Origin of the sequence: Streptomyces sp. NPDC059010 (assembly GCF_042740355.1) — a bacterium.
In the GTDB taxonomy this organism is placed as follows: domain Bacteria; phylum Actinomycetota; class Actinomycetes; order Streptomycetales; family Streptomycetaceae; genus Streptomyces.
Window position 1 is genome coordinate 52,749 of the sequence record NZ_JBHYJA010000036.1, and the last position, 20,781, is coordinate 73,529.

Annotated in this window: 12 protein-coding genes; 3 read left to right on the top strand and 9 right to left on the bottom strand. The window is 72.9% G+C overall.

Going from position 1 to position 20,781, the window contains the following annotated elements; genetic code table 11:
• Positions 1 to 228: 228 nt before the first annotated feature.
• On the bottom strand, positions 229 to 705 hold the full coding sequence (locus ACFWYS_RS32355; RefSeq protein WP_384776445.1) for a MarR family winged helix-turn-helix transcriptional regulator: 477 nt from the start codon (positions 703 to 705) through the stop codon (positions 229 to 231).
• Between the two features lie 123 nt (positions 706 to 828).
• Between ACFWYS_RS32355 and ACFWYS_RS32360 the strand changes: the two genes are divergently transcribed.
• On the top strand, positions 829 to 1,242 hold the full coding sequence (locus ACFWYS_RS32360; protein WP_384776447.1) for an organic hydroperoxide resistance protein: 414 nt from the start codon (positions 829 to 831) through the stop codon (positions 1,240 to 1,242).
• Between the two features lie 19 nt (positions 1,243 to 1,261).
• Here the strand turns inward: ACFWYS_RS32360 and ACFWYS_RS32365 are convergent, their stop codons facing one another.
• The 8 genes from ACFWYS_RS32365 to ACFWYS_RS32400 all read right to left on the bottom strand — a co-directional run bounded on the left by ACFWYS_RS32365 (position 1,262) and on the right by ACFWYS_RS32400 (position 17,254).
• Positions 1,262 to 2,854: a hypothetical protein gene (locus tag ACFWYS_RS32365; protein ID WP_384776449.1), complete on the bottom strand. Its 1,593-nt coding sequence runs from the start codon at positions 2,852 to 2,854 to the stop codon at positions 1,262 to 1,264.
• Positions 2,855 to 2,939: 85 nt separating this feature from the next.
• Positions 2,940 to 5,174: a CDP-glycerol glycerophosphotransferase family protein gene (locus ACFWYS_RS32370; protein WP_384776451.1), complete on the bottom strand. Its 2,235-nt coding sequence runs from the start codon at positions 5,172 to 5,174 to the stop codon at positions 2,940 to 2,942.
• 1 nt (position 5,175) lies between these two features.
• A complete protein-coding gene (locus ACFWYS_RS32375; RefSeq protein WP_384776453.1) occupies positions 5,176 to 7,377 on the bottom strand; it encodes a CDP-glycerol glycerophosphotransferase family protein in 2,202 nt (733 codons plus the stop codon).
• Positions 7,378 to 7,515: 138 nt separating this feature from the next.
• Positions 7,516 to 9,672, bottom strand: a complete 2,157-nt coding sequence (locus ACFWYS_RS32380) for a CDP-glycerol glycerophosphotransferase family protein (RefSeq protein WP_384776455.1) — start codon at positions 9,670 to 9,672, stop codon at positions 7,516 to 7,518.
• A gap of 184 nt (positions 9,673 to 9,856) precedes the next feature.
• Positions 9,857 to 10,771 carry a carbohydrate ABC transporter permease gene (locus tag ACFWYS_RS32385; protein WP_384776457.1) on the bottom strand — a complete coding sequence of 305 codons (915 nt, stop codon included), beginning with the start codon at positions 10,769 to 10,771 and terminating at the stop codon, positions 9,857 to 9,859.
• Positions 10,768 to 12,114 (bottom strand): carbohydrate ABC transporter permease, encoded by a 1,347-nt coding sequence (locus tag ACFWYS_RS32390; RefSeq protein WP_384776459.1) that lies wholly within the window; start codon positions 12,112 to 12,114, stop codon positions 10,768 to 10,770. The genes ACFWYS_RS32385 and ACFWYS_RS32390 overlap by 4 nt, the downstream gene beginning before the upstream one ends.
• A gap of 4 nt (positions 12,115 to 12,118) precedes the next feature.
• Positions 12,119 to 13,501 (bottom strand): ABC transporter substrate-binding protein, encoded by a 1,383-nt coding sequence (locus ACFWYS_RS32395; protein ID WP_384776461.1) that lies wholly within the window; start codon positions 13,499 to 13,501, stop codon positions 12,119 to 12,121.
• A 207-nt stretch (positions 13,502 to 13,708) separates the two neighbouring features.
• The gene (locus tag ACFWYS_RS32400; protein WP_384776463.1) at positions 13,709 to 17,254 is read right to left on the bottom strand and encodes an FHA domain-containing protein; all 3,546 of its coding nucleotides are present in this window, start codon (positions 17,252 to 17,254) and stop codon (positions 13,709 to 13,711) included.
• Between the two features lie 350 nt (positions 17,255 to 17,604).
• On the opposite strand from ACFWYS_RS32400, the gene ACFWYS_RS32405 reads away from it, so the two are divergent.
• Complete coding sequence (locus tag ACFWYS_RS32405) at positions 17,605 to 19,293, top strand: serine/threonine-protein kinase (protein WP_384776465.1); 1,689 nt, start codon at positions 17,605 to 17,607, stop codon at positions 19,291 to 19,293.
• A gap of 132 nt (positions 19,294 to 19,425) precedes the next feature.
• Positions 19,426 to 20,670 carry a serine/threonine-protein kinase gene (locus ACFWYS_RS32410; RefSeq protein WP_384776467.1) on the top strand — a complete coding sequence of 415 codons (1,245 nt, stop codon included), beginning with the start codon at positions 19,426 to 19,428 and terminating at the stop codon, positions 20,668 to 20,670.
• The last annotated feature ends 111 nt before the right edge of the window (positions 20,671 to 20,781 follow it).

Genomic DNA, 20,781 nt, shown 5'->3' on the forward strand with positions numbered 1-20,781 from the left:
GTCGCTGTACGGCCGCGAGGTCGGCGCCCGGGAACTGCGGCGCAGGCTCGACTCGGTCGACCGGGTCTGGGTCGTCGCCGAGCCGTACGCCCTGAACTCGCCCTGGTATCCCCGCAACCCCACCGAACGCACCAAGCTCACCATCGTCGGCGAGGAGTTCCGCCCGCTGCGCACCGGGCAGCCCGACGGCCCGCTACGGCTCTACGTCCGCCGCCCGCCGGGCTCCGCCTACGGAGTCTCCTCCACCGCCTCCTCCACCGCGGCCGAGTCCAGCGCCTCGGTGAGCTCATCCAGCCGGGCCCGCAGCGCGCGGATCTCGTCCACGTCGAACCCCGTCGCCCGGGCGATCCGGCGCGGCACCTGAAGGGCCCGCTCGCGCAGCGCCGCGCCCTGCTCCGTCAGCCGCACCTCCACCGAGCGCTCGTCGCGCGCGCTGCGCTCCCGGCGTACCAGACCCGCCGCCTCCAGCCGCTTGAGCAGCGGCGACAGGGTGCCGGAGTCGAGGCGCAGATGTTCGCCGAGCTTCTTCACGGGCAGGTCGCCGTGTTCCCAGAGCACCAGCATCACCAGGTACTGCGGGTAGGTGAGCCCCAGGTCCTTGAGGATCACGCGGTAGACGCCGCCGAAGGCGCGCGAGGCGGCGTTCAGGGAGAAGCAGATCTGCTGGTCGAGGCGGAGCCAGTCGGCCGTGGGCGAGGTCGTCATGGTTCCAGGGTACCTCGTGCCCACCATTTAGTTGTGTGCAACTGAATTGTGTGCTCTACTTGTGGTCGTGAGGCGGCCGACACCAGGGCCGCCGGAACGTGACTTCGAGAGGGATGGTTTTCCATGGACGCGCTCTACACCGCTGTCGCCACCGCCACCCACGGCCGCGACGGTCGTGCCGTCTCCAACGACGGCAAGATCGACCTGAAGCTGGCCCCGCCGGTGGAGCTGGGCGGCAACGGCGAGGGCACGAACCCCGAGCAGCTGTTCGCCGCCGGGTACGCCGCCTGCTTCGGCAGCGCCCTCGGTCTCGTCGGCCGCCAGGCCAAGGTCGACGTCTCCGACGCCGCCGTCACCGCCGAGGTCGGCATAGGCAAGCAGGGCGAGGGCTTCGGCCTGAAGGTCACGCTGCGCGTCGAGCTGCCCGACACCCTGGACGAGGCGACCGGCCGCAAGCTCGTCGAGACCGCCCACCAGGTCTGCCCCTACTCCAACGCCACCCGCGGCAACATCGAGGTCGACCTCGTCATCGAGTAACCACGCGCCGCACGGACGCTCACCCGATCCGCGCCAGCACCTCCCCCGACGTCCCGCTCCAGGCCACCACCACCGCCTCCTCCGGCACCCGCTTCCACCGCGTCAGCAGCAGCCAGCGCGCGTGGTAGCGCCGGGCGACGGTGATGCGCTCGGCCCGGGTCGACGTCGGGGAGAGGTAGGCGCGGACATCGGCGACCCTGCGTTCCCTGACCCGCTCGTCCAGGGCGGGGTCGGGCCAGATCGGCGCGGCCAGGTTCGGTCCGTACCCGGGGATGGAGCGAGGGGCGAAGTGCCCGTCGGAGATGATCACTTCGCCCTTTCCGACATGCCGTGCCACCCACGCGTACGACGGCCACCGCGACGGCTGCTCCAGGCCGATCGGGTCCAGCGCGCGCGGCACCACCGCCCCGCCCTGCACGGTGAGGAACCCGACGCAGGCCCCGGCCACCGCGGCCCCGCCCAGCACCCGGCGCGCCCTGCCCCACGGCCGGGGCGCCGCCAGCTCCACCGCCAGCGCGAACTGCAACGGCACCAGGGTGAGCCCGAGGATCCTGCCGTAGGTGTAGTGGCCGCTGAACCAGCCGTACCCCACGAGCAGACAGTCCAGGGCGAACAGCAGCACCAGCGGATCCCGCCAGGAACCCCGCCGCCGGCGCAGCCACAGCGCGGGCAGCCCGAGCAGCGCCAGCCAGAACTGTCCGAGCAGCTGCTCGTACAGCCGCCGGTGCATCCAGTCCACGCTGCGGTTCCCGGCCAGCGCGAACACGTCGAAGTACGGCCACCATGCGGCGACCAGCACCGCCGTGCCCGCCGCCAGCCCCCAGCGCACGGCCACGGCAGCACCCCACCCCCGCTGCCACCCGGTCACGAACGCCACCGCACCCAGCACCGCGGCCGCCGCCGTGATCGGATGGATCAGCAGGATCAGCCCGTACAGCGCGCCCAGCCCCGCGTACCCGGCGAACCCCGGCAGCCCGCTCGGCCCGACGTACCGGACGAGCCCCTCCCCGCGCGCCCGCACCCCCGTCCATGCCCAGGCCCAGAAGGTGAGCCCGATGGCGAAAGCGGACGGGTAGCCGAGGTTCCCGGTCATCGACATCAGGCTCAGATAGCCGCTCCACCAGGCCCGCTCGGTGCCCCACAGCAGCGTCATCGCGCCCAGTGCCAGCACCGGCGCCCAGGGCCGTGGTGTGAGCACCCGCACGAAGCGCCCGATGCCGGTCAGCAGCACCAGCAGGTTCAGCGGGCCGGCCAGCCGCACCACCTCCCAGCCGCCCAGCCCGGTCAGCCGGGCGAACGCGCCCTGCGCGACGGCGTACGGCGAGTAGTACGGGCTGCCCGCGCCCGGCAGGTCCGCCATCGGATGGCGGGGGTGGAGCAGGTTCGCGCTGAGCCGTTCCACGACCGCCGCGTGCTGGCCGGCGTCGCAGCACAGCGGCACGGCCCAGTACGCCAACAGCATCACCAGGTAGAACAGGAACCCGAAGACCTGGTACGGCGTCGGATGCCAGACGCGGCCACCGCGCAACGCCGTGGCACCCTGCACGGTCCTCCGGACGAGAGTCCCGACGGCCGCCTTTCTGACAGTGGAGGTTGTGTGGGTCTGGGGCATTTGCCGTATGTTCCCGGCCGGGTCAACGGCATTAACTCACGTCACCACATCGAGTGAGCCCATCGGCGGCCCCTCTGCAAGCCCGTCAGCGGGCGTCCAGCAGCGACCTCGCCGACGCCGGAGCCGGCACCGTCGCGGCGGCCGAACCCGGCATCGGCTCGCCCAGCATCAGCGTCCGTACGACCCGCTCCGCGGCCAGCCCGTCGTCGAACTCGCAGAACCGCCGCCGGAATGCCTCCCGCGCCCGCAGCGACTCCTCGTCCTGCCAGGTCCCGGACGTGAACAGCCACGCCAACTCCCGGTAGGAGCGCGACACATGGCCCGGCGCTTCGGCCGTGATGTCGAAGTAGGCGCCCCGGCTCGCCGCGTACGCCCCCCAGTCGTCGGCGTGGATCACGATCGGCCGGTCCAGGTTGGCGTAGTCGAACATCAGGGCGGAGTAGTCGGTGACCAGGACGTCGGCGGCGAGCATCACGTCCTCGACGTGCGGCTCGTCCGTCGCGTCGATCAGCACGCCCCGCCGGTGCAGATCGGCCAGGCCCATCCCGCGGGCCGTGCCCTTCGCCAGCGACGGGTGCAGCCGTACGACGAGGGTGTGGCCGGTGCCCAGGTCCGCGGCGAACCGGGCGAGGTCGATCCGGTCGACATGGCCGCCCCGGCGGTAGTCGCGGCGGGTCGGCGCGTACAGCACCACGGTGTGCCCGGCGGGGACGCCGAGCCGCGCACGGGCCGCCGCACCGGCCTCGGGACCGGCGTCGACCAGCACGTCGTTGCGCGGGCTGCCGGTCCTGAGCGAGGTGAAGTGACACGGGTACGCCCGCTCCCACACCAGCTCCGAGTGCCGGTTGGCCACCAGGCTGTAGTCCCAGCGGTCGGCCCGCCACAGCATCTTCGGCACGTCGAAGCCGTGCCGCGCACCGGGCTTGGCCAGCAGGTCGGCCGCCATGTACTTCAGCGGGGTGCCCTGGTGGGTCTGGAGATGCACACTGCCGGGGCGCTTGGCCAGCGTGCCCGGCCAGTTGACGTTGTTCACCCAGTACGTGGCCCGCGACATGACCTCGTGATAGCGCCGCGAGCCGGGCGTCACGAAGTCGGTGCCGGGCGGCAGCGCGTCCACCGCGTCCTCCTGGACCACCCACACGCCCCTGATGTGCGGGGCGATCTCCCGCGCCTTGGCGTGGATCGCCGCCGGATCGCCCAGCACCCCGCGATGCGAGAACGCCGAGTACACGGCCAGCCGCGGATCGAGCGGAAGCCTCGACCGGACGCCGTACCAGGCCCGTTGGGCCTGCTGCGACGCCGCCCGCGCGACGCGCCGCTTGCCGCTCCCGGCGGTCCTGCGCAGATCGTGCAGCCCGCGCGCCATGGCGTACGACGCGTAGGGTGCCCGCGCCAGCAGCCGCATCTCCTTGCCGCGTCGGCCGTCCGGGAGGGTGAAGCCCTCCGGCGGGACATGACGGGCGTGGAAGGCGCGGATCTCGCGGTAGAAGTCCGGCCGGTCCGCGGGCGTCACCCGGTCCTCGCGGGCCAGCACGAACAGCATGTGGTCCAGAGCCCGCTCGAACAGCAGCGGGCGCGCCCACGCAAGATCCGGGCGCCCTTCGAGGAACGCGAACAGGCCCTCGTACTGAGGAAAGATGTCGAAGTGCCGCCGCCCCGGCGTCTTGGTGATCGCGCCCTGCCGGCGCTGCCGGTACTCGACCCCGATCCGCTCCAGACAGGCGATCCGGTCGGCCAGCACCATCGAGCGGTAGGTGACGGGCGCGTCCTCGTACAGGCCCGGCGCGTACCGCAGCTCGTGCTTGAGGAAGAAGTCACGCCGGTACGCCTTGTTCCAGGCGACCAGGAACAGATGCAGGTACTCCGGGTTCTCACGGATGCCGAAGGTGCCCGTCCCGGCCGCGGCCAGCAGGTCCGCCGCCGTACTGCGGCCGCCGCGGCCCCACCAGTGGGTGCGTACGTGGTCGAAGACCAGGATGTCCGGATCGCCGGCCGACTCCAGACGGGCCGCCACCGCGGCCAGCAGGCCCGGCGTGTAGGAGTCGTCGCTGTCGAGGAAGAGGACGTAGTCGCCGCTCGCCTCCTCCAGACCGGCGTTGCGGGCCCGGCCGAGGCCGACGTTCTCCGGCAGGTGCAGCACGCGCACGCGTACGTCGCGCTCGGCGTAGCCGTCCAGGATGGCGGGGCAGCCGTCGGGGGAGCGGTCGTCGACGGCGATCACCTCGAAGTCCGAGTACGACTGCCCGAGCACCGAGTCCAGGCACTCCCGCAGGAAGCCCTGCACCTTGAAGACGGGGACGATGATGCTGAAGCGGGGCACGTCAGCTCCTCACGAGGGTCGTCGCGGCGGGGGCGGGGATGCGCTCGGCGAGCGGGATCACCGGCGGGATCGCCTCGGGCGGCTCGCCCAGCAGCACCCGGCGTACGACCCGCTCGGCGGCCTGCCCGTCATCGAACTGGCAGAAGCGCTCCCGGAACGCGGCCCGCAGCTCCTTGGCCTCCGCGTCCGCCCACGAGCCGTCCCGGAAGACGGCCGCCAGCTCCCCAGGGGTGCGCGCAACCCGGCCCGGCGGCGCCTCCAGCACGTCGAAGTAGACGCCCCGCAGCTCCCGGTAGACCTCCCAGTCGTCGGCGTACACCACGATCGGCCGGTCCAGGTTGGCGTAGTCGAACATGATCGACGAGTAGTCGGTGATCAGCGCGTCGGCGGCCAGGCACACATCCTCGGAGGAGCGGTGCCCGGTGACGTCGATGACCCGGCCGGTGCCGCGCGCTCCGCCCCGGTCGTAGAAGTAGTGGGCGCGCAGCAGCACCACGTACTCCTCGCCGATCTCCTCGCACAGCGCCTCCAGGTCGAGACTCGTCTCGAAGCCGGTGGCGTAGTCGCGGTGGGTGGGCGCGTAGAGCAGGGCCTTCTTGCCCTCGGGGATCCCGAGTTCGCGGCGCACGCGGGTGACGTCGTCGGCGGTCGCCGTGTAGTAGACGTCGTTGCGCGGATAGCCGTACTCCAGGGGCTCGTGCGCCGACGGGTACGCGCTCTCCCACATCTCGGTGGAGTGCCGGTTGGAGGTGACGTTGTAGTCCCAGCGGTCGACCCGGGCCAGCAGCTTGGCGATGCTGCCGGTCGCCGCCGCCACCACGGGATACGTCGCCTGGTCGGCGCCCATCTTCTTCAGCGGGGTGCCGTGCTGCGTCGACAGATGCACGCTGCCCCGGCGCTTGACGACCGCGTCCGCGAAGTTGGCGTTGTTCACCAGGTACTTGGCCCGGGCCAGCACATCCCAGTACTTGCGGCTGCCGATCACCGCGTACTCCACGTCCTTCGGCACCGTGTGCGCCTGGTCCGCCTCCACCAGGAACACCGAGCGCAGATGCGGGGCGAGTTCACGCGCCTTGGCGTGGATCGCGGCCGGGTTGCAGAGGTAGCCGCGGCCCCAGTACGCGCAGTACACGGCGAGGTTCCGGTCCAGCGGGCGGCGCAGCTGACGCCGGTACCGCAGCCGGGTGCGCAGTCCGTGCGGACGCGGCGCGCCCGCGGCCGCCCTCGCCAGCGCCTGGTTGACCCCGCGCAGCGCCCGAAACGCCGCGTACGCCCCGACCGCCAGCAGCCGGTGCTGCACCCCGAGGCTCCCGCCCGGCACCCGGAACCCGGCGGGCCGGTGCCGTCGGTAGAGCCTGCTCGCCCGGCGGAAGAAGGCCCGTCGCCGACGCGGCAGCCGACGCGGATGCGCGGCCGTCTTCAGTACGGCGCCGAAGAGCTGCTCGAACAGCGCCGCCAACCGCTCCCCGGACAGCCCCTGCCTGGCCGCCCGCGTCAGCACCAGCTCCACCTGGTCGAGCAGCTCGAAGTGGTGCTCCCCGGGCAGCCCCAGCCGACTGCCCTGCCGCCGCACCAGATGCCGTACGACGACCTGCCGCAGCACCGCCATGCGCTCGGCGCCCGCCACGACCAGACCGCCGAAGCCGACGTCGGTGAAGTGGCCGTCGGGGAAGGCGAGATGCCGTTCGGCGAGGAAGGCACGGCGGTAGGCGGCACTCCAGGCCGGGAGCTGCACCCCCGTCAGCTGCGGTGCCCGCTCCGGGGAGAAGGCCCCGTCCGGTGTCCCCGCCAGCACGAGCGCGGCCGGATTGGTGGGCTCGCCGACCCACCACGGGGTCCGCTCGTGCTCGAAGTGCAGGACGTCCACGTCACCGGTTTCGCGCAGCCGAGCGTCCAGCGCCGCCAGCGCACTCGGCACCAGCACGTCGTCCCCGTCCAGGAACAGCAGCCACGCCCCGGACGCCGCCCGCATCCCGGCATTGCGCGCCCCGGCCGGCCCGGCCGCGGGCGGCGAGTGCACGGGCGCCACCCGGCAGTCCCGCTCGGCATACCCGGCGACGACACCGGCCGCCGGTGAGTCGGGGGCGTCGCAGACCGGGATCAGCTCGAAGTCGCCGAAGGACTGGACGAGGACGGAGTCCAGCGCCAGGGACAGCCGCCCGGCGACCCCATGGGACGGAACGATGATGCTGAAGCGGGGCATACTGCCCTTTCTGTCGAGGTTCTGAAGGAGACCGGAACTGGTCACCCGCGGTTCGGCAGCGCCCCGAAGGGGCGCGGGGCTGTGCCAATGTGCGGCTACCGCCGCGTGGGCGCGGCCGGCCCCCACTGACCCGCAGCCTTATGACCGCCCTTCCAGCGGAGCGCCGTGCACCACATGGCGTACGACCCGCTCGGCGGCGCGACCGTCGTCGTACGGGCAGAACCGCTCACGGAACGCCGACCGCAGCTGCGCGGAGCGCGACCCGTGCCAGTGGCCGGTGGCGAAGATGTCGATCAGCTCGTCCTCGCTGCGCGACACCGCGCCCGGCGGGAAGGCCCGCAGATCGAAGTAGGTGCCGCGGGCCGCCTCGAACGCCTCCCGGTCGTCGGCGTGGATCACGATCGGCCGGTCCAGGTTGGCGTAGTCGAACATGATCGACGAGTAGTCGGTGACCAGCGCGTCCGAGGCGAGGCACAGCGACTCCACGCTCGGATGGTCGGTGACGTCGATGACCAGGCCGGGCTGGGGAGCCTCGACCAGGGGGCCGCCGTGGCGGTGGTGGGCGCGGGCCAGCACGACATGGGGCGGGCCCAGACGGCGCGCGACGCGGTGCAGGTCGAGGGCGGTGCGCTGGGTGCGGCGGTAGTCGCGGTAGGTGGGGGCGTAGAGGATCACGACCGCGCCCTCGGGGATGCCGAGCGACTCCCGGATCCGGGTCACGTCCGCCGAGGTCGCCCGCAGGAAGCGGTCGTTGCGCGGGCTGCCGTACTCCAGGGTGGTGTAGCGGCCGGGGCACACGCGCTCCCAGGTCAGCGTGGAGTGGCGGTTGGCGGACACGAGGTAGTCCCACTTGTCGACGTTGGCCAGGAGCTCGCCGAAGTCCGTGTCGCCCGCGGCCGCCGGGCGTTCGCGCAGGTCCAGGCCCATGTGCTTGAGCGGGGTGCCGCGCCGGGTCTGCACCATGACCTGGCCGCGGCGCTTGACCAGCCGGCGGTCGAAGTCGGCGTTGTGCACGAGGTACTTGGAGCGGGCGAGGGCCGTCCAGTAGGCGGCCGTGCCGGGGCGCACCCTGCGGGTGCCGGTGGGGACGGCGGCATGCTCCTCGGCGTCGGCGATCCACGCCGTACGGACGCCTGGCGCATGGGTGCGGAACGCCTGCTCCAGGGCGCCCGGGTGGCAGCCGTGGCCGCGGACACCGTCGGCCGCGAAGACGGCACGGTCGCCGCGCACCGGGAGGCAGCGCTGGACGCGGTAGTGCAGGCGCAGGACGCCGGAACGCAGGCCCTTCAGCAGACGGCCCGTGAGCTTGGCGGTACGACGGGCCAGGGCCGCCGTCCGCTGCAGGGCCCGGTAGGTGCGGTGCAGGCCCAGCCGGACGAGGGCGTAGTGGAGGCGGGTGCGGGCCGGGGCGGGGGCGCCGGGGGCGTGGTAGCGGCGGTAGTAGGTGCGGGCCGTGCGCAGGAAGTCGGCGCGGCTGCGGCGCGGGAGACGGTCGCGGCGCGCGAAGACCACGATCAGGTGGTCGACCATCCGGCGGAACAACAGCGGGCGCCAGTGGGCCAGTTCGGGGTTCCGGTCGACGTAGGCGAAGACCCGGTCGTACTGCTCGAAGATGTCGAAGTGCCGCGGGCTGACCGTGCCGAGGATGCCGCCGCGGCGGCGCTGCCGGTAGTGCACGCACACCCGGTCCAGCGTCGCGATCGACTCCGCCCTCATCAGGACCGGGTAGGTCCAGGGCGTGTCCTCGTAGTAGCCGGACGGGAAGGTGAAGCCCTCCTCCTCGACGAAGTCCCGCCGGTACGCCTTGTTCCAGGCGACCATCAGCATCCGCAGCAGCTCCGGGCGGTCCGCTAGGCGGAACGGCGCCGGGCCCTTCTCGGTGAGCCGGTCGGCGGCCTGGTTGCGGACCGTCTCGCCGGTCCAGTAGGTGCGCGCGTAGTCGTAGACCAGGACGTCCGGCTCGCCGGTCTCCTTCAGCCGGTCGGCGATCGTGACCAGGGCGTCGGGGGTGAGGGTGTCGTCGCTGTCGAGGAAGACCAGGTAGTCGCCGGTGGCCTCGGCCATCCCCGCGTTGCGGGCGGGCCCCAGGCCCTGGTTCGCGGTGAGGTGCACGGGGCGTACCCGAGGATCGCGGGCCGCGAACTCGTCGATGATCGCGCCGCACGCGTCCGGCGAGCAGTCGTCGACGGCGATCAGTTCTAGATCGGGGTACGACTGCGAGAGCACCGATTCCAGGCACTCGTGCAGGTACGCCTGAACCTTGTACGCGGGGACAATGACACTGAACCTGGGCAAGGGACATCCACTGGGTCGGCTGGTGCGGTGGGGCGCTTTCGCCTTGCCGGAAACGGCCAATGGAGTGACTTGGTTACGGTGCCTGAGGCATCCGGGGGACCGTGGGTGAACGGCAGGGGGCGGACCGGTGTCGGTCCGCCCCGCCGAGCCGTCCTTCGTCTAGGGCCACTGCCTTCCGGTACCGCTACTTGACCGCGCCCGCCATCACGCCGGACACGAACTGCCGCTGGAACGCGAAGAACACGATCAGCGGGATCACCATGGAGATGAACGCGCCGGGCGCCAGGACGTCGATGTTGTTGCCGAACTGGCGTACCTGGGTCTGCAGCGCGACCGTGATCGGCTGGCTCCCGGAGTCCGTGAAGATCAGCGCGACCAGCATGTCGTTCCACACCCACAGGAACTGGAAGATGCCGAGCGCGGCGATCGCCGGACCGCCGAGCGGCATCACGACACGGAAGAACAGCCGCAGTTCCCCGGCACCGTCCAGCCGGGCCGCCTCCAGCAGCTCCCGTGGGATCTCCGCGAAGAAGTTCCGCAGCAGGAACACCGCGAACGGCAGCCCGAAGCCGACGTGGAAGAGGATCACGCCGATCAGGGACCCGAAGATGCCGATGTTGCCGAACAGCTCGGCGATCGGGATCAGCGCCACCTGCACCGGCACGACCAACAGGCCGACCACGGCAAGGAACCACCAGTCGCGGCCCGGGAACTCCATCCACGCGAACGCGTATCCCGCGAGCGCCCCGATGGTGACGACGAGGACCGTGGCCGGGACCGTGATCAGCACGGTGTTGAGGATCGAGTCGGTGATGTCGCTGTTGCTGAGGAGCTTTTCGTAGCTGTCGAAGGTGAGCTGGGAGGGCTTGCTGAAGACCTCCCACCAGCCGCTCGCGGTCATCTCCTCCGGCGGCCGGAGCGAGGACAGCAGCAGCCCGAGCGTCGGGACCAGCCAGAACAGCCCGACGACGATGAGGAACACCCGCACCAGCCCACCACTGACGAACGAGGCGAGCCGCCCGCCGAGAGACTGCTCGCCCTTGACGCCGGCGACCGGTTCGGGTGCCGCTTTGGTGAGCCTGCCGGTGTCCGCGCTCATCGCCTGACCTCCCGCCGCAGCCTGCGTACGTTGAACCACATCACCGGGATCACCAGCAGCAGCAGGAACACCGAGATCGCGCTCGCGATGCCCGGCTGGTCCTCGGAGAAGCCCTTGCGGTACAGCTCCAGGGCGAGGACGTTCGCGTCGTCCTGGGAGGAGCCCGGGGCGATGATGAAGACCAGGTCGAAGATCTTCAGGACGTTGATCATCAGGGTGACGGTGACGACCGCGAGGACGGGTGCCAGGAGCGGCACCGTGACCTTGCGGAACACCTGCCACTCGTTGGCGCCGTCCACCCGGGCCGCCTCCAGCAGATCACGCGGGATGCCCGCGAGACCGGCCGCGATCAGCACCATCGCGAAACCGGCCCACATCCAGATGTACGACCCGATGATGGCCGGCGTTACCAGGGACGGGCCGAGCCAGTCGACGCCGTTGTACGGCTCCTTGAAGTTGTCGCCGGGCAGCCGCAGTCGGGCCCCGTCGGCCGCGGCGGGCAGCGTGAACGTGCCGTCGGCGGCGGCCTCGGTGGAGGCGACGACCTTGCCTTCCTTGACCGCCTCGATCCTCATCCCGGGATAGCCCAGCTCGGACGCGTCGACCCCGCCGAGCGTGCCGACGCCCTTGCCGCGGGTGAAGTCCTGCCAGGTGGTGCCGGTGACCTTGCCCGGCTCGGCCTTCGCCGTCACCGCCTTCTCGGCGTCGTCCGGCATCTGGTCCGGGGCGACGCCGACGAGGGGCAGGGTGACCGGGGTTCCGGCGCTGACGGTGGCCCTGGTGACGAAGGCGCCGCCCGGTGCCGCTTCGAGCGGCGACTCCCGCCCGGGGTGCGCCTTCGGGAACGCGGACGACTGCGCGAAGGTGTCATGGACGCCGACCCAGACCGCGTTGGCGACACCCTTGTCCGGGTCCGCGTCGTACACCAGCCGGAAGATGATGCCCGCCGCCAGCATCGAGATCGCCATCGGCATGAAGACGACCAGCTTGAACGCCGTACCCCAGCGCACCCGCTCGGTCAGCACCGCGAAGATCAGACCGAGCGCGGTGGCGACGGTCGGGGCGAAGACCACCCAGATGATGTTGTTCTTCAGGGCGGTGCGGATGCCGTCGTCCGTGAACAGCGCCTCGTAGTTGTCGAATCCGGCGAAGCCGTCCCCGGACTGGTCGTAGAAGCTGCGGACGACCGAGTACCCGATCGGGTAGACCACGAGCGCGCCCAGCAGCACGAGAGCGGGCAGCAGGAAGAGCGCCGCCATGGTCAAGCGTGTGCCGGTCACGCTCTTGCGCGACTTGGGTGCGGCAGGGGGCGCGGTGCCCCCTGCCGCTTCCGCCGACGCCATGACGTCAGTTTCCGTACGCCGCGGCGGCGTCGGCTTCCAGCTTGCGCTGTGTGCCCGCGATGTCCGACGGGTTCTTCAGGAAGTCCTGCAGCGCCTTCCACTCACCCTTGCCGGGCGTGCCGCCGAACGCCTGCGGGGCCTGGTCGGACATGTCGAAGCGGAAGTCGTCGCCGGAGCCGATGAGGGCCTTGGCGATCTTCTGCTGCACGGCGTTCGGATACGCCGAGTTGGCCACGTTCTTGTTCGGCGAGAGGTAGCCGCCCAGCTTCGCCTGGATCGTCGCCGCGTCCGGGGAGGCGAGCCAGGTGGCCAGGGCCTGCGAGGCCTTGGAGTCCTGCAGGATGACGGCCGCGTCGCCGCCGGAGACGACGGGCGCGGTGTCACCGACCGCCGGGAACGGGAACACCTTCGCGTCCGTGCCCACCTTCGCCTTGGCCTGTGTGATGTTGACCTGCGCGAAGTCGCCCTCATAGACCATCGCGGCCTTCGGCTGGTCGCCGCCGGTGAAGGTCTGGGTGACCGAGGCCGGGAAGTCCGTCTGCAGCGCGCCGCTCGCGCCGCCCGCCACATAGTCCTTCTTGCCCCACACCTGGGCGAGCGTGGTCAGCGCGTCCTTCACCGACGCGTCGGTCCACTTGATCTCGTGCTTCGCCAACTGGTCGTACTTCTCGGGACCGGCCTGGGAGAGATAGACGTTCTCGAACCAGTCGGTGAGGGTCCAGCCCTCGGCACCGCCCACGGAGAACGGCGTGACGCCGGAGTCGTACACCGTCTGAGCGGTCGTCAGAAGCTCGTCCCACGTCTTGGGCTCGGTGGCCCCCGCGTTCTCGAAGACCTTGGCGTTGTACCAGATCAGCGACTTGTTCGCGGCCTTGTAGTAGACGCCGTACTGCTTGTCGTCGACCTTGCCGATGTCCTGCCAGCCCTGCGAGTAGTTCTCCTGCAGCTCGTCGATCGCCTCGGGGCCGAGCGGCTTGGCCCACTTCTTCTCCACGGCCTGCTTTATGGCGCCGGGCTGCGGAAGCATCGCGATGTCCGGCGGCTGTCCGCCGGCGACCTTCGAGCCGAGGAAGTTGATGATCGGGTCCTGGGCGGGCACGAAGGTGACCTTGGCGCCGGTGCGCTTCTCGAACTCCGCGAGGACCTTCTTGAAGTTCTCCTGCTCGGCACCGGTCCAGACGGCGGCCACTTCGAGGGATTCGCCGTTCAGCTTGGGAAGGGTGACGGTGTTGGCGGACTCCTCGCCGGATCCGCCCTGTTCGTTGCCGTTGCCGCTGTCGTCGTCGCCTCCGCACGCGGTGAGCGAGAGTGCGAGGGCGCCCGCGAAGACGGCTGCCGCGGTCCTGGCGGCCCTGCTTGTCCGGTTCCTGCTGCTCGTGCTGCGCATCACTGCCCCGTTCTTCGTGCATCGTCGAACGTTCGAGCGCTGTCCCGTTTGATCTGGTCTACGCCTTGGGGTTGGGGGCGGCAAGACCGCGTCCGCTGTCAACCGGGGGATCGTGACGACCTCGTGACCAGGGACCCCGCACTCCTGCTATCGGCGCGAACGGAGCCGTCCTCAATGACCGGAACGGGCTGAAATCGCAGACCAGTGTCACAGGAGTGACGGCACCTCAGCCGCCGCGACCTGCCGCGCCGCCCGCTCCAACGCGCTGGCCAGCAACGCCAGATCCGTCGGTCCGTTGCCCAGCTCGCGGACCGGACGGCGGGTGGGCGGATCGCCCATGCGGTGCCACTCCAGCGGCACGACCGTCGGCCGCAGCGTCGCCGTCCGCGGGATACGCCCCGTGACCCGGCCGCCCTGGAACGGCACCGCTCTGCCGTCCGCCCAGGCCAACCGGCCACGCCCCGGCGCTGGTTCGTCCGGCCCCGAGGTCACCGCGTCCAGCGTCACCCGCAACGTCGCCCGGCGGGCCGGCTCCGACTCCGCCGTACGGCCCCCGACAGCGGCGGCGGCCACCAGATGCACCCCGAGCCGCTCGCCCTCCCGGGCCACGGCCTCCAGCGCGCGTATCACCGACCCCGCCGCGGGCCGGCCCAGCGACCCCAGCGGCGGCGAGACCAGCGCGTCCAGGTCGTCCACGACCACGACGAGCCGGGGCAGCGGCGGTACGGCCGCTGCCTGCCGACGGGCCGCCCCCGGCCGCAGCCGCAGCGTGGAGCTGGACGGCGAGTCGAGCTCCCCCGAGCCGTCACCGGACCCGGCCCCGGCGCCGACTCCGGCCCCCGCGCCCGTCGCACGCTGCGCGACCATCCGGCTCGACAGCTCACGGCCGGTGTGCCACTCGGTGAAGTCGGACCGCCCGAGCAGCTCCGCGCGCCGCTTCAGCTCGGCGCTGAGCGACTGCGCGAACTCCCGCATGCGCACCGGGTCGTTGGCGGTGAGATGGGTGGTGACATGCGGGACGTCCGTACAGACCCGCAGTCCGTCGCCGTGGCCGCCGCCCGAGGCCGTGCCGTCCCGGCCGTCGATCAGCACCACGCTCAGCCGGTCCGGCCGCTCGGCCGCCGCGAGCGAGGCGACGACGGCCCGCAGCAACTCCGTACGCCCGCTGCCGGACGGACCCTCGATCAGCAGATGCGGTCCGTCGGCGCCGAGGTCCGCGCCGACCGGCCCGCGCGGCCCGGCCCCGAGCACGGCACACGCCCGCCCGCCGAGGGCCTCCGCGTCATCGCCCGCGTCCGCCCACCGCGCCATCAGCGACGCCGGGGTGGCCCGCGCCAGCCCCAACTCGTCCAGCAGCCGGGCCGCCTGAGGCAACGGCACCGACACACGCGCGTGCCGCTCACCACCGGTCCCCTCGGTCCGCAGCGGCGCCAGAGCCCGCGCGAACCGCTCCGCCCAGGCGACCGAAACGGCGTCCAGGGCGGCGACGGTGCCGTGGCCCACGGGGCGGCTGCCGGCCCCGGCAGCCCGGTTCTCGTCCACGGGCGGGGCCTCGGCCATGCCCGGGGCGGTATCGGCACCGGCAGGACTCCCCGGGCCGGGAGCGCCGCCGTCCTGAGGCGACTCCGCTCCCTGCGCCGCGCCCACGCCATGGCGGGCAACCCGCATCAGCCGCAGCGCCGTGGCCACGTCGCCGCTCAGCAGCGCGACCGCGCCGCACTCCCGGAACACCGGCGACACCGTGCAGGCCGCCTCATAGGTTTCCGTCACCGGCGACGCGGGCGAGGCCGCGGCCGTCTCGGCGAGGCAGACGACATGGATCCCGGCCCGCGGACCCTCCAGGGCCAGCCGGGCCATCGCCTCACGCACATCGGCGCCGCCGGGATCGCCGTCCACGACGACCACGCTGTACGGCCCCGTGAACCCGTCCGTCGGGTCGTCGTCCCGCGCCCAGGAGGGCCGCCGAACGGCCCGCTCGGCAGGGACCTGCCCGTCCGCGCCCCGCGCCGCCCCGCCCACCGCACCGGCGGACCTGGCGCTCGCGGGCGTCTGTGCCGTCATGTCCTCCAGGCGGCGCAGCAGCTCCTCGGTGCGGGCCATGGCCTGTTCGCGGTCGTAGGCCAGCAGCAGGCGGCAGTCCTGGCCGTGCCCGGGGCGGATGTGCGGGAGCCAGCCCAGCCAGGCCCACTCGGCGGTGCGCTCCTCCAGGGGGCGGGAGCGGTCCGCGCTGATCAGGACGAGCTCCAGGGCGTCGGGCGAGTGCAGCGCCGCGAGCTGGGCGAGCACCGCGCGGGCCAGCCCGGCGAGCCGCTCGCGCGGACCGGCCAGCCCCAGCGCCCCGACCTCGCGCAGACCGGCGGTCACCGGCACCGCGGGCAGCAGCCCCGAGCCGTCGGGCGCCGTCCGGTCCGCCGTGCCGAGCCGCACCGTGAGCGCCTCCGGGTGACCCGGTGCGCGCTCCCACAGCCGGGGTCCGGGACCCAGGGCGGTCAGCAGCAGCGACGCCGGGTCCGGCCAGGCCTCCGGCTGCCGGGGGCCGCTCACCGCGGAGGGGAGCTCGATCGCCTCGCCGCGTGCTTTGTCGTCGTACGTCTCATGCCGGGTCGGCTCCTGCTCCCCGCGCCCGCCGGCCAGCCGCCGTGCCCACGCGGAGAGGCCGCCGCGCCTGCGCACGCCCTGCGGCATGTCGGTGCCCCGGAGCGGAGTTCCCTTGCGGCTGCTGCCGTGCCCGCCGTTCGCCGGGGACTCGCCGGGCCCGCTGCCGTCCGATCCGTGCTCGGCGCCCCCGCCGAGCGCGCCCACCCCGAAGCCCGCGCCGTGCGTGTCGCCGCCGCGCGGTGCTGGACGCGGCCCGTCGGCCCGTCCGTGCCGTTCGATCCGCGGGGCCCCGCCCTGTACCGGCACGATGGGCGGCTCGACGGGACCGTGTTCCTGCGCGGTCGGCATGCCTCCCGATGGCGCGGAGGCGTCACCGCCGTCCGCCACGCGTGCGTGCGGCACCGCACCGCTTGTTCCGGTCGCTGCCGTGGGTGCCGTAGGCGTCGTGTGCCCGTCGTTCCGCGGACCGGCGGCACCGTCCACGGCACGGTCGTCCGGGTCCCCGGCGGGGACCCGCACATGTCCCTCGCCGTCCGGCTCCGTCCGCACCCGCGCCCCCGGGCCCCCGGCCGGGGCCAGCCGCAGGGCCGACTCGCCGATCCGCAGCAGCGCCCCGGGTGTGAACCGCACCGGGCGGGTGGTCACGCCGGAGCCGTCCAGCGTCGTGCCGTTGGTGGAGCCGAGGTCGGCGACCGAGACACGGCCGTCGGCGGCGACCGTGACCGCGCAGTGGAGGCGGGAGACGTCCGGGTCGTCCAGCGGGACGTCGGCGTCGGCGGAGCGGCCGATGCGGATCTCGCCGCCGTGCAGCAGATGGACCCCGCCCGCGTCCGGCCCGGCCACCACATGGAGCTGGGTCGGGGCGTCGTCCAGCTCGGGATGGGGCTCCGGGGCCGGCGGGGCGCCCAGGGCCAGCACCGCGCCGTCCGTCAGCGGGGGCTCACCCAGCGTGCTGCGCCGGTCGTCCAGCCGCTCCGACCCCGCGTACAGCACGACCGGGCCGTCGCTGCCGGACACCGCCGAGGCGAGCGCCGACGCCACCGCCGACAGGGCCGTGCCCGCGGGCGCCGTGACCAGCACGTCACAGCTCGCGGCGCGTCCCCGCGCCGGGGCAGGCGGGGCCAGCGGATCTACGACGGTCAGCCGGATCTGCATCGGCGTCAGCGGTCCCTTCTGCGAGGGCGCGGTAACTCCCCACCCCACACGAGCACATCGGCCAGTACTCCACGCATCCTCGCACCTGCCACTGACAACGCGCCCCCCGCCCGAAGGCAAGTGATCTTGATTGGTCGGCTCTGCCCGCAAAAGTGCATGACAAGTGCACTGCCGGTGATCACTTGAGATCGCTCACGTCCGCTTGCGGCAACCACGAGACAGAGCCGAGCGTCTTTCCTTCGAACATGTACGGGAAGCCGTACGTAAGACGCACAGAATGACGACAGTCGGTGCCGCGGAGCACGGCACTACAGTGGGACGGAACGTAGGCAAGCAGCAGGGAGCGCGACGTGCGGCCGGTAGGCAGCAAGTACTTCCTTGAGGAGCCGCTCGGGCGCGGCGCCACGGGGACCGTCTGGCGAGCGCGCCAGAGAGAGACGGCGGGTGCCGAGGCGGCGGTGGCCGGGCAGCCCGGCGAGACCGTCGCGATCAAGGTCCTCAAGGAGGAGCTCGCCAGCGATCCCGACATCGTCATGCGGTTCCTGCGCGAGCGGTCCGTCCTGCTGCGGCTGACCCACCCGAACATCGTCCGGGTCCGCGACCTGGTCGTGGAGGGCGAGCTGCTCGCCCTGGTCATGGACCTCGTCGAGGGCCCCGACCTGCACCGCTACCTGCGCGAGAACGGCCCCTTCACCCCGGTCGCCGCCGCCCTGCTCACCGCACAGATCGCCGACGCCCTCGCCGCCAGCCACGCCGACGGCGTCGTCCACCGCGACCTGAAGCCCGCCAACGTCCTGCTCCGGCAGGACGGCGGCCAGATGCACCCGCTGCTGACCGACTTCGGCATCGCCCGCCTCGCCGACTCCCCGGGCCTGACCCGCACCCAGGAGTTCGTCGGCACGCCCGCGTACGTCGCGCCCGAGTCCGCCGAGGGCCGCCCGCAGACGTCCGCGGTCGACATCTACGGCGCCGGAATCCTCCTCTACGAGCTGGTCACCGGCCGCCCGCCGTTCGGTGGCGGCTCCGCCCTGGAGGTCCTGCACCAGCACCTGAGCGCCGAGCCGCGCCGCCCGTCCACGTGCCCCGACCCGCTGTGGACGGTCATAGAACGCTGCCTGCGCAAGAACCCCGACGAACGGCCCAGCGCCGAGAACCTCGCGCGCGGCCTGCGCGTCGTCGCCGGGGGCGTCGGCGTGCACGCGAACTCCGCGCAGATCGCCGCGGCCGAGGGCGTCGGCGCGCTGCTCGCCCCCGACCCTGCGCCGACGGCCGTGCCCGGCTCGGCCGACCCGACGCAGGTGCTGCAGCACGGTGCGGGCGCCGGGGCGTTCGACCCGAACGGCGCGACGAGCGTCCTGCCGCACACCGGCGCCCCCGGCCCGGCGGGCGCCGCGGACCCCACCGCCGTACTGCCGCACACGGGCGGTCCCGGCGGTCCGGGTGGACACGGCGGCGCCGACCCGACGGCCGTGATGCCGCCGATGCCGCCCGGACAGCCCGGCGGGCAGCCCGGACCCGAGGACCCGCACCCCTGGCAGAACCAGCTGCGCGCCGCCCGGGACCGCAACGAACAGACGCAGGTCCAGTACCTCGACCCCAACGAGGACCCGCTGCGCCGCCGGCCCCAGCGCCAGGTCGCCCGCCCGCAGCAGCCGCCGCGGCCCCAGCAGCGGCCGCCGCAGGGCCGGCCCCAGGGGTACGGCCAGCCGCAGCAGCACCAGCCGCAGCCGTACGCCCCGCCGCGCCAGCCGCAGCCCCAGCCCCAGCGCTACGCCCCGGAGCCGCAGCGTCCGCAGCGTGAGCCGCGTCCGCCGCGGCAACGCAGCGCCAACCCGATGCGGATCCCCGGGCTGGGCTGCCTCAAGGGGTGCCTGTTCACGATCGTCATCCTCTTCGTCGCGGGCTGGCTGGTCTGGGAGCTGAGCCCGTTGCAGGACTGGATCGGCACGGGCAAGGGCTACTGGGAGCAGCTCAGCGACTGGTTCACCACGGTGACCGACAAGATCGGGGAGCTGGGCGGGAGCTCGGGCACCAACTGACCCCGGCGGCGGTACGGGCCTCGGCCAGTTTGGTTATTTGTCGACATCTGGCGGGTGATTTCCGTCTCCGCGGTGAAGGCCGGCTCCTCGGACGCGTAGTTTTAGCGACAACACGCGTCGGTAGGAGCAGTCTTGGCACGGAAGATCGGTAGCCGGTACACCGCCAACCAGATCCTGGGGCGGGGCAGCGCCGGCACGGTGTGGCTGGGTGAGGGGCCCGAGGGGCCCGTCGCCATCAAGCTGCTGCGCGAGGATCTCGCGTCCGACCAGGAGCTCGTCGGACGCTTCGTACAGGAGCGCACGGCGTTGCTGGGCCTGGAGCATCCGAACGTCGTCTCCGTGCGTGACCTGGTGGTCGACGGCAACGACCTCGCGCTGGTGATGGACCTGGTCCGGGGCACGGATCTGCGCACCCGGCTCGACCGCGACCGGCGGCTCGCGCCCGAGGCGGCGGTCGCGATCGTCGCGGACGTCGCGGACGGGCTGGCGGCGGCGCACGCGGCCGGCGTCGTGCACCGCGACGTCAAGCCGGAGAACGTCCTGCTGGACATGCAGGGCCCGCTGGGACCGGGCGGCTCCCACCCGGCCCTCCTGACGGACTTCGGTGTGGCGAAACTCATCGACTCACCGCGCCGCACCCGTGCGACGAAGATCATCGGGACGCCGGACTACCTGGCGCCGGAGATCGTGGAGGGCCTGCCGCCACGTGCCGCGGTCGACATCTACGCGCTGGCGACCGTCCTGTACGAGCTGCTGGCGGGCTTCACACCGTTCGGCGGCGGTCACCCGGGTGCGGTCCTGCGCCGCCATGTCACCGAGACGGTGGCCCCCCTGCCCGGCATCCCCGACGAGCTGTGGCAGCTGGTCGTGCAGTGCCTGGCGAAGGCGCCGGCCTCGCGGCTGCGGGCGTCAGAGCTGGGGGGACGGCTGCGGGAGCTGCTCCCGCTGGTGGCGGGGATGCCGCCGCTGGACGTGGACGAGCCGGACGCGGAGCCGGTGGAGGAAGAGGCTCCGGTCGCGGCGGAGAAAGCGGCGCCCTCGGGGGAGGGGGCGCGACGGCGCGGCGCGGTGCCGTTGGTGCCGGGGGCCAAGCCGGCCGACTCCAACCGGGACACGCATACGTCGATGAGGGTGCCGGCGCCCGATGAGCTGGCCGGGGGTGCGCGGGGGACGGCGCGGGTGCCTCGGGCCGCGGGAGCCCCGCGGCCGGGATCGGCGCGTCATCGGTCGGTTGCGCGGCGGCGGCGGGTGGCGTTGGGGGCGGCGGCGGTGGCGTTGGTCGCCGCGGCGGGTGTGGGGGCGTGGCTGGTGACGTCGGACGACGACGCCGGGGCGACGCCCCAGGACACGAACAACACGGCTCCGGCGACCCCGTAGTTTCCTCGCCCCCGCCGCCCCTACCCGTCCCATCTCCAGGGGCTCTGCCCCTTCGACCCCGAGGCCTTGGGGGGGGGGGGGGCCGCGCCCCGCGGCCCCCCCCGCGCGCCC

Bases quoted from the DNA above. Each gene is read 5' to 3' on its own strand.
- ACFWYS_RS32395 (WP_384776461.1), bottom strand. From the start codon at position 13,501: ATGCGCAGCACGAGCAGCAGGAACCGGACAAGCAGGGCCGCCAGGACC.
- ACFWYS_RS32375 (WP_384776453.1), bottom strand. From the start codon at position 7,377: ATGCCCCGCTTCAGCATCATCGTTCCGTCCCATGGGGTCGCCGGGCGG.
- ACFWYS_RS32365 (WP_384776449.1), bottom strand. From the start codon at position 2,854: ATGCCCCAGACCCACACAACCTCCACTGTCAGAAAGGCGGCCGTCGGG.
- ACFWYS_RS32400 (WP_384776463.1), bottom strand. From the start codon at position 17,254: ATGCAGATCCGGCTGACCGTCGTAGATCCGCTGGCCCCGCCTGCCCCG.
- ACFWYS_RS32390 (WP_384776459.1), bottom strand. From the start codon at position 12,114: ATGGCGTCGGCGGAAGCGGCAGGGGGCACCGCGCCCCCTGCCGCACCC.
- ACFWYS_RS32360 (WP_384776447.1), top strand. From the start codon at position 829: ATGGACGCGCTCTACACCGCTGTCGCCACCGCCACCCACGGCCGCGAC.
- ACFWYS_RS32355 (WP_384776445.1), bottom strand. From the start codon at position 705: ATGACGACCTCGCCCACGGCCGACTGGCTCCGCCTCGACCAGCAGATC.
- ACFWYS_RS32385 (WP_384776457.1), bottom strand. From the start codon at position 10,771: ATGAGCGCGGACACCGGCAGGCTCACCAAAGCGGCACCCGAACCGGTC.